Genomic DNA, 8,522 nt, shown 5'->3' on the forward strand with positions numbered 1-8,522 from the left:
CGGTGGTCGAGGAGTCCGCGGGCGGTGGCGGCGGCTCGGCGCCACCCCCGCCGCCGCCAAGCTGGGCCTGACCGACGCGCGACGAGGGTCACGTCGTCGGCGAGATGCCAACGGTGGGTGAGCGGCGGCATACGGGCATGTCCTGCGCTATTCTGATCCGCTAGTTACCTGCGGGTAGCCACTTCGCGTTGCTCACCCGAAAGGTTCCGAACCCATGCGTCGTTCTGTTGTCACCGCCACTGCCGCCGTCCTCGGCGCGTTCGCCCTCGCCGGGCCCGCCACGGGCGCGACCGAGCCGCCGCGCCCGACGTTCTACGAGGCGCCGGCCGCGATCAGCGGGAATGCCGGCGATGTGATCCGCAGCGAGAACCTCACGTTCTCGGTCGACCCGGCCGGGCTGAGCTCGCTCGTGATGACCTCCAAGCGCATCCTCTACACCAGCACCGACCGGAGCGGCGCCAAGGTCGCGGTCTCTGGCAGCGTGCTCGTGCCCAAGGCGCCGTGGATCGGTCTGGGGCACCGGCCGATCATCGGCTACGCCGTCGGCACGCAGGGGCTGGCCGACCGCTGCGCGCCGTCGCGGCAGCAGTCCGAGGGCTTCGAGTACGAGTCGATCTTCATCAAGGGCCTGATCGAGCGCGGGTATGCCGTGGCGATCACCGACTACCAGGGCCTCGGCACTGCCGGCGTGCACACCTATATGAACCGGGTCGTCCAGGGACGGGCTGTGCTGGACTCCGTGCGTGCCGCCCAGCGCCTCGCGGGATCGGGCCTGTCCAGCTCGAATCCTGTTGGCCTCGTTGGCTATTCGCAAGGTGGCGGCGCGTCGGCAGCGGCGGCCGAGCTCGCTGCGTCATACGCCCCCGAGTTGCGGGTCAAGGGCGCGGTCGCGTCGGCGGTCCCTGCCGACCTGGCCGCTGTGCTCGCCAATCTCGACGGCACGCTCTATGCCGAGTTCGCGCTCTACGGGATGCGCGGCCTGGCTGCGGGCTACGGGGTCGACATGAGCCCCTATCTCAACGCCGCGGGCCGCCAGGCGATGGACGAGGTCGAGGGCGAGTGCGTCACCGACCTGGCCAATCACGCCTTCGTGCGCACCGAGACCCTGTCCGCGACCGGGGTGCCGGCGAGCACGATTCTGGCCCAGGAACCCTTCAAGACGATGGTTGCGCAACAGCGGATCGGCACGATCAAGCCGGCCATGCCGACCCTCGTCGTGCATTCCGTGCTCGACGATGTCATCCCGTATGCCGTGGGCAAGGCGATGGCCAAGAGCTGGTGCAGCAAGGGTGCCAATGTCTACTTCTCGACCGTCGTCTCGCCTGGTCACGTCGGTGGGGTGCTGGACAATGCGGCCCAGTCCTATGCCTTCCTCGAAGCCCGCTTCGCCGGCTTGCCGCAGTTCTCCAACTGCTGGACGCTGTGATTAGCCGAGGGCCTCGTCCACGAAGCACCAACGCCACGCCTCGCCGGGCTCGAGTGAGCGCATGACCGGGTGACCGCTGTCGTGGAAGTGCGCGGAGGCGTGCTTGCCCGGCGACGAGTCGCAGCACCCGACATGACCGCACTCGGTGCACATGCGAAGGTGCACCCAGGTCAGGCCCTCGGCCAGGCACGCCGGGCAGCCGTCGGGGGTATCAGGGACGACGCAGTGAGCCTCGGCCTGAAGGTGTGCACACGCCGCGGTGACCGCATCAGGCGGGCGGAGAGGCGTCTCGCGCACGCGTGCCGCGCGGTGCGCGCCCCAGGTGAGCGCTGCCTCCTCGGCGTCCATGGAGTTGAGCACGGCGGTGAGCACGTGCTGGTCGACTGCGGCGGTCGAGCGCATGCGCAGCAACTCCGCGCGCTCGGCCGCGATCATCGTCAACCGGGTGCGTCGATAGGTCTCGCTCGGCGTCTCGCTCTGCTGGCTGCCCAGGCGCTCCCAGATCCGGTTGACGCGGGCGGCGGACTGGCTCTTCAGGGTCGCCAGCACGCCGGGGTCGGTGTCCGGGTCGGCCTCGATGGCACGCAGCCCGGCACCCGCGGCCGCCCCGACGACGGTTGCCTCGACGAGGGCATCCTCACGCGGATCCGGGCCGCGCACATCCAAGACCCGGCACAACCACGGCAGCGAAAAGCCTTGGAGGACAAGCGTTCCGACCGTCACGATCAGTGCGACCAGGACGAGCATCGGCCGGTATGGCGTGTTGTCCGGGAGGGTGAGCGCCGCGGCGAGGGTGACCACGCCGCGCATACCGGCCCACGAGCCGATCACGCCGGCGCGCATGCGGTCGGAGGCATCGCCCGAGGAGCGGGCGCTGGCATACGTGAAGGGGAGCATCCACAGCGGGCGCAGGATCAAGCAGGCGGCGAGCACCGCACATCCGACGAGCACGCTGCGGCCCAGCGTCAGATCGCCCGAGCGGACGGAGTCGAGGATCGAGGCCATCTGCAACCCGATGAGGAGGAAGACCGCGTTCTCGAGGAGGAAGGTGATGCTTGCCCAGTTGACGCGCTCCGAGAGGCGGGAGGGAGCGCTCTGGAGCACGGGTGCCTGGTGGCCGAGAAAGAGCCCCGCAACCACGACAGCGATGACACCGGAGGCATGGACCTTCTCGGCGGCCACATAGGCGACGAAGGGGACGGCGAAGGACAAGGCCGTGTCGGCCGCTGTTTCCACGAGAACCTTGCGGATGAAGCCGGTGACGACGAAGACGAGCCAGCCGGTCGCTGCGCCGCCGAAGGCCGCGATGGCGAAGTCCTGGGCAACCGATGCGGCACTCACCTGTTCGACGTGGGCGTCCGCGCCGGCATGGGCGATCGCCAGGCCGGCCGCCGCGAGGGCGGTGCGCAGGGCGACGAGTGCGGTGGCGTCGTTCAAGAGCGATTCACCCTCAAGGATCGTCGTGATCCGCCGTGGCAGGCCGATTTGGCGCGCCACGGCCGTTGCTGCCACGGCGTCGGGAGGAGCGACGATGGCCCCGAGCGCGAACGCCAGCGGGAAGCTAATCGGTAGGAGCGCCGACGCGACGAGCGCGACACCGAGAGCGGTGAACAGCACCAGCCCGACGGAGAGCCCGAGGATCGGCCCGATGTTCGCGCGAATGTCGATCAACGAGGTGTTGAGGGCTGCGGCATACAGCAAGGGCGGCAGCAGCCCAAAAAGCACGAGGTCGGGGGAGAGGCTGAGCGTCGGCACGCCGGGAACGAAGGAGGCGATCACTCCCACCCCGAGCAGGCCGAGCGGCGCGGGCAGCTCGATCTGCTCGCACAATCGAGCGACGATGATGACGGTCATCGCAATGACGGTCAGAGTCAGGGCCAGATCCACGCCCGTATTCTCACCCGGCCAGCGGGTGGCCCGTCACCGAGTTCAGAGCTCGCCCAGCACTGCCGAGCGCAGCGTGTCCAGGCCGACGCTACCGATGTCCAGCGCGCGGCGGTGGAAGTCGCGCAGGTCGAAACCCGCACCCGCCCGTGTTGCCGCCTCGTCGCGCAGCTGCAGCCAGAGCCGTTCGCCGATCTTGTAGGACGGTGCCTGGCCCGGCCAGCCGAGATAGCGGTCCAACTCGAAACGGAGCATCGGCTCCTCCATGGCCACGTGCGAGCGCAGGAAGGTCCACGCCTTCGCGTAGTCCCAGTCGCCCCCACCGACCTCGGTGGGCGCGGGCATACCGCAGTGCACGCCGATGTCGACGACGACGCGCGCGGCCCGCAGGGCCTGCCCATCGAGCCAGCCGAGCCGGTTGCCGGGGTCGTCCATATAGCCCAACTCCGCCATCAGCCGCTCGGCATAGAGCGCCCAGCCCTCGCCGTGCCCGGAGGTCCAGCACGCGAGGCGGCGCCAGCTGTTGAGCAGGTCGCGGCGATAGACCGTCTGGGCGACCTGCAGGTGATGCCCGGGCACGCCCTCGTGGTAGACCGTCGTCAACTCGCGCCAGGTCGTGAACTCGGTCACGCCGCCCGGCACCGACCACCACATCCGGCCGGGGCGGGTGAAGTCGTCACTGGGTCCGGTGTAGTAGATGCCGCCGGTGGTGGTCGGCGCGATCATGCCCTCGATCGCGCGTACCGGGCCGGGGATGTCGAAGTGGACATCGGCGAGGGAGGCAATGACCTCGTCGGCGCGCGCCTGCATCCAGTCGCGCAAGGCGTCGGTGCCGTGCAGGTGATAGCGCGGGTCGGCGTCGAGGATCGCGACCGCCTCGTCGGGCGTCGCCCCGGGACGGATCTGATCGGCGACCTCACAGCGTTGCTGCTCGATCCGCGCAAGCTCCTCCTGACCCCACGCATAGGTCTCATCGAGGTCGACGCTGCTGCCGAGGAAGTAGCGCGAGTGGAGTGCGTAGAGCTCGCGGCCGCACGCGTCCGCTGCGGGTGCGCGGTCCAGGAGCGTGGCGAGGCGCCCACGCAGATTGCCGTATGCCGTGGCCGCCTCCCCGATGGCACTCACCATCTGCGCGCGCACGCTCTCGGTCAGGTCGGCTCCGTTGACGGTGGTGGTGAGGCTGGAGAAATAGCCTTCCGGCGCAACGAGTTTGGCGCACTGGTCGATGCACGCACGGACCTGGCGGATGGGGGCGACATGACCTTCGCCCGCCGATGCGATCAGAGTGGCCATCCACTGATCCAGGGCGGTGGGCACCCTGGTCAGGCGTGTGGCGAAGGTCGTCCAGTCGTCGTCGGTGCTCGTCGGCATCAGATCGAAGACACCGCGGATGGACTGCAAGGGAGCGGCCAGCACGTTGAGTTCGCTGCGATCGAGACCGGCGGCGGCAATCTCCTCGGCAAGGCCGAGCCGCTCGCGCATGGCGTCGAGGGTGACGGTGTCGATATCGTCCTGCGGCTCGGCGCCGGCGAGCTTGGTGAGGGTGTCGCGGCGCAGTGCGGACTGCGCCGCGTATCCGTCGGGACTGAAATCGTCGAGGAGGGCGTCCGAGCCGGGGATGCCGTAATGCGTGCCGGTGATCGGGCTGAGCGCGATCTCCGCCGCGAAGTGGGCTTCGGCGATCGCGTCGATGGCTGTGGGTTGCCTCGTGGGCGTGTCAGTCACGAAGGGCGACGTTACCGGACAGTTGTGGTGAGGTCAGCTCGAAAGGCCGTTTGTGTCTGTCGAGCGCGAACGTGACATGCATATTTCCTGTCAAACCCGCTCGCATGAGACGATAGTGAGCATGACGCGCGTATTGACCGTAAATTCTTTAGTTGCCGATCTGGCCGATCGTGGCTTTGCCGAGCCTTGGAAGCGACTGAAGGCCGCCGCCTCCGCCCTGCAGGGGCTGCAGGCCAAGGATGGCTCACTCGCGCACCCGGACATGAGTGCGGTCGCCGGCGAACACGTCGCGACGATCGTGGCCGCGATCGGTGAGCTCACGGCATACGTGCCGCACGACGAGAGCTACCTGCGGGCGCTGGTGCGCGACTTCGAGCGGTGGGCCGCGGGTGGTTTCGGGGTGCCCGACTTCCTCGACTCCTTGCTGGAGTTTCACCCCGAGCAGCACCGGGTGGACGGGCTGCGCCATGTCGTCGTCTTCCCGATGTACACGCAGAACGGCTCGACCAGTCGCCTCGTGGAAGCCGTTCTGTGCGAGGTGATTTGGCCGGATTTCGTCGCCGAGTTGGAGGCGGGCGACTATGGCAACAAACTCTTCGTGCCGATCCGCTTTCTCGATTTCACGCCGGGCTATGACACCAACTCGGCCGTGCTCTTCCCCGAGTCGGTGGCGATGCGTGAGGTCCCGAGTTTCGCCTGGGGCGGCATCTTTGCCGACCGCGAGGCCGCGCGCTTTCGCCGCGTCGTGACCCACGCGGCCCACGTCACCAATCTCGTGCTGCCCGAGGGTGTCCGTCGGATGCTCGCCGATCAGGGGCTGACGGAGGAGGCCTTCGTCATGTGGGACCTGATCCACGACCGGACGCACATGCGCGGCGACCTGCCCTTCGATCCGTTCATGATCAAGCAGCGGATGCCATACTTCCTCTACTCGCTCGAAGAACTGCGCTGCGACCTGACCGCCTATCGCGAAGCGGTCCACATCGAGCAGCGCATCGCGGCGCTCGCCGCCCCGGACGAGGACGAGGTGCTCCTCGCCGACCGCGCGCGGCTGGTGCAGTATGCCGTGATCTTCGACCGGATCTTCCGCTTCGCCATCACCGGTGCGCGCGTGCGCAACTACGACGGGCTCGGCGGTCAACTGCTCTTCGCCTGGCTGCACCGCAACCAGGTGCTGCACTGGACCGACGGGGCTTTGTCCGTGGACTGGGATCTGGTCCCCGATGTGGTCAACGCCCTGGGCGCGGCGATCGAGGAGCTCTATTGGGAGTCGATCGACCGGCCCAAGGTCGCCCACTGGCTGGCGGCCTATGCCCTGGTGTCGGCCACCGTCGAGCCGCACCCCGCGTCCGTATGGAAGCGCGGTGACCTCCCGCTCGACGGGCCGCCGAAGGGCCTAACCGACCTGGTGATGGACGATGAGTTCCCACTGTCGATGTTCTACGAAGCCTTCGAGCGCAAGATGCGCGATGTCATTGCCTCAACGGCCGGTATCACCGGAACGGACCGCTGATGGGGCGCATCGTGGTCGCCGGCGCGGCCGGCGCAAGTGGGCAGGCGGTGGTGCGGGCGCTGCGGGCGGCGGGGCATGACGTCGTTGCGGTGACCCGGGACGACGCCGACCTCGCCGACGCGGGTGCGGTCACGGCATACGCCAATGGCGTCGTGGCGGCGGGTCCGGTCGACGGGCTGGTGCACCTCGTGGGCGGTTGGCGCGGCGGTGGTGGCGTGGCCGGCCAGAGCGACGCGGACTGGGACTTCCTCTCGACGCGCGTGATCGACACGCTTCGGCACACGAGCCGGGCGTTCTTCCCGGCGCTCGCTGCAGCCGGGGGGCGACTGGTGATCGTCAGCACGACCGGTCTCGACGCGCCGCGCGCGAGCAATGCGAACTATCTCGCGGCTAAGGGGGCGGCGGAGGCGTGGACCCGTGCGCTTGGGCATGAGCTGGGGAAGGCGGGTGGTGGCGCGCAGGTCATCCGGGTGATGGCGCTCTATACCGATGCCGAGCTCGCGGCGAATCCGGGCAAGGACTATGGGGCCTGGACGCATGTGGATGCGCTCGGTGATCAGATCGCGGCGGTGTTCGCATGAGTGTCGTCAGTGCGGTCGCGACCAAGCGGGCCGACGATAATGCGGGCGTGACTACCAGTGCCCTGCACGACGCCGAGCGTCGCGGATTCGCCAGTGACAACTATTCGGGAGTTCATCCGGAGGTCCTCGAGGCCATCGTCGCCGCCAACGGCGGGCACCAGTCGGCGTATGGCAGCGACGCCTATACCGCCCGCCTGCAGGATGTCGTCCGGGGGCATTTTGGGTCGGCGGCCGAGGCGTTCCCGGTCTTCAACGGCACGGGCGCGAATGTCACTGCGCTGCAGTCGATTCTGCCGCGCTGGGGTGCGGTCGTGTGCGCGCGGACGGCGCACATCAATGTCGACGAGGGCGGAGCGCCGGAGCGGGTCGCGGGCCTGAAGCTGCTGACCGTGCCCACCGAGAACGGCAAGCTGACGCCCGAGTTGGTGGACCTCGAGGCGTGGGGCTATGGCGATGAGCACCGCGCCCAGCCACTGGCCCTGTCCATCACGCAGTCGACCGAACTCGGGACGCTCTATACGCCGGCGGAGATCCGGGCGCTGAGTGATCACGCGCATGGTTTGGGGATGGCCGTACACGTCGACGGGGCGCGGTTGTCCAATGCGGCTGCCGCGCTCGGGGTGCCCTTTGCGGAGTTCACGACCGAGGCGGGTGTCGACATCGTCTCGCTGGGCGGCACCAAGAATGGTGCTCTCGGCGCGGAGGCGATCGTGGTCATCAATCCCGATCGTGCTGCGGGACTTGTGTATTCGCGCAAGTTCAATATGCAGCTGGCGAGCAAGATGCGCTTCGTCTCGGCGCAGTTGATCGCGCTCTACGAGGGCGATCTGTGGCAGCGCAACGCCGGGCATGCGAATGCCATGGCGGCTCGGCTGCGGGCGGCGCTGGCCGATGTGCCCGGGGTGGAGTTCACGCAGGAGACGCAGGCCAACGGCGTCTTTGCGACGCTGCCGGCTGGGGTGGCGGATCCGTTGCGCCGGCAGTATGCGTTCTACGACTGGGACGCCGCCCGGCGCGAGGTGCGCTGGATGTGCTCCTTCGACACCAGCGAAGCCGATATCGATGCCTTTGCGGCGCTCGTGCGCGCCGAGGTCGCCGCTGCCCGCTGACCCCGCTCAATTGGCTCTTCAGTCCCAGGGATTCGTGGCGGGGACGCCGGGGGCTGAAAGTGCCGCGTATTGCGGGTGGCGACCACGAGGCCGCGCGCCTGAGCGATCGCGACGCAAGATCGCGCTTGGGCCGCATCGGAACGCTCTAGCTTGACCACCCGCGCTCGATCTCGGCGACGGTCACGGCGGCCACGCACAAGTCGGTCAGTGGTCTCGATGCCGCCCACTGGGCGACCCGGGCATTGCGCGCGGGCACCCGTGGGGCCGAGACGACATTGGTGTCA

6 protein-coding genes are annotated in these 8,522 nt (G+C 68.6%); 4 read left to right on the forward strand and 2 right to left on the reverse strand.

Annotated features, from left to right (window positions below; genetic code table 11):
- Window positions 1-214: 214 nt before the first annotated feature.
- Window positions 215-1,426 carry a lipase family protein gene (locus PKH97_RS10770; protein ID WP_324387411.1) on the forward strand — a complete coding sequence of 404 codons (1,212 nt, stop codon included), beginning with the start codon at window positions 215-217 and terminating at the stop codon, window positions 1,424-1,426.
- Here the strand turns inward: PKH97_RS10770 and PKH97_RS10775 are convergent, their stop codons facing one another.
- Both PKH97_RS10775 and PKH97_RS10780 read right to left on the reverse strand, forming a co-directional pair.
- Window positions 1,427-3,313, reverse strand: a complete 1,887-nt coding sequence (locus PKH97_RS10775) for a cation:proton antiporter (protein WP_324387412.1) — start codon at window positions 3,311-3,313, stop codon at window positions 1,427-1,429. It abuts the gene before it with no gap.
- A gap of 42 nt (window positions 3,314-3,355) precedes the next feature.
- A complete protein-coding gene (locus tag PKH97_RS10780) occupies window positions 3,356-5,035 on the reverse strand; it encodes a DUF885 domain-containing protein (protein ID WP_324387413.1) in 1,680 nt (559 codons plus the stop codon).
- Between the two features lie 121 nt (window positions 5,036-5,156).
- Here PKH97_RS10780 and PKH97_RS10785 point away from each other — a divergent pair, with 121 nt between their 5' ends.
- From PKH97_RS10785 to PKH97_RS10795, 3 genes are read left to right on the forward strand one after another with little or no spacing between them, the layout of a single operon-like run.
- Window positions 5,157-6,548, forward strand: coding sequence for a DUF6421 family protein (locus tag PKH97_RS10785; RefSeq protein ID WP_324387414.1), 1,392 nt, complete (start codon window positions 5,157-5,159; stop codon window positions 6,546-6,548).
- Complete coding sequence (locus PKH97_RS10790) at window positions 6,548-7,129, forward strand: SDR family NAD(P)-dependent oxidoreductase (protein WP_324387415.1); 582 nt, start codon at window positions 6,548-6,550, stop codon at window positions 7,127-7,129. The genes PKH97_RS10785 and PKH97_RS10790 overlap by 1 nt, the downstream gene beginning before the upstream one ends.
- Window positions 7,130-7,176: 47 nt before the next feature.
- Window positions 7,177-8,238 carry a beta-eliminating lyase-related protein gene (locus PKH97_RS10795; RefSeq protein WP_324387416.1) on the forward strand — a complete coding sequence of 354 codons (1,062 nt, stop codon included), beginning with the start codon at window positions 7,177-7,179 and terminating at the stop codon, window positions 8,236-8,238.
- The last annotated feature ends 284 nt before the right edge of the window (window positions 8,239-8,522 follow it).

It is taken from the genome of Nostocoides sp. (assembly GCF_035343835.1).
Classification (GTDB): domain Bacteria; phylum Actinomycetota; class Actinomycetes; order Actinomycetales; family Dermatophilaceae; genus Nostocoides_A; species Nostocoides_A vanveenii.

What these genes read in the sequence shown, in the direction of transcription:
- PKH97_RS10770 (WP_324387411.1), top strand. Translation starts at nt 215, where the DNA reads ATGCGTCGTTCTGTTGTCACCGCCACTGCCGCCGTCCTCGGCGCGTTC.
- PKH97_RS10785 (WP_324387414.1), top strand. Translation starts at nt 5,157, where the DNA reads ATGACGCGCGTATTGACCGTAAATTCTTTAGTTGCCGATCTGGCCGAT.
- PKH97_RS10790 (WP_324387415.1), top strand. Translation starts at nt 6,548, where the DNA reads ATGGGGCGCATCGTGGTCGCCGGCGCGGCCGGCGCAAGTGGGCAGGCG.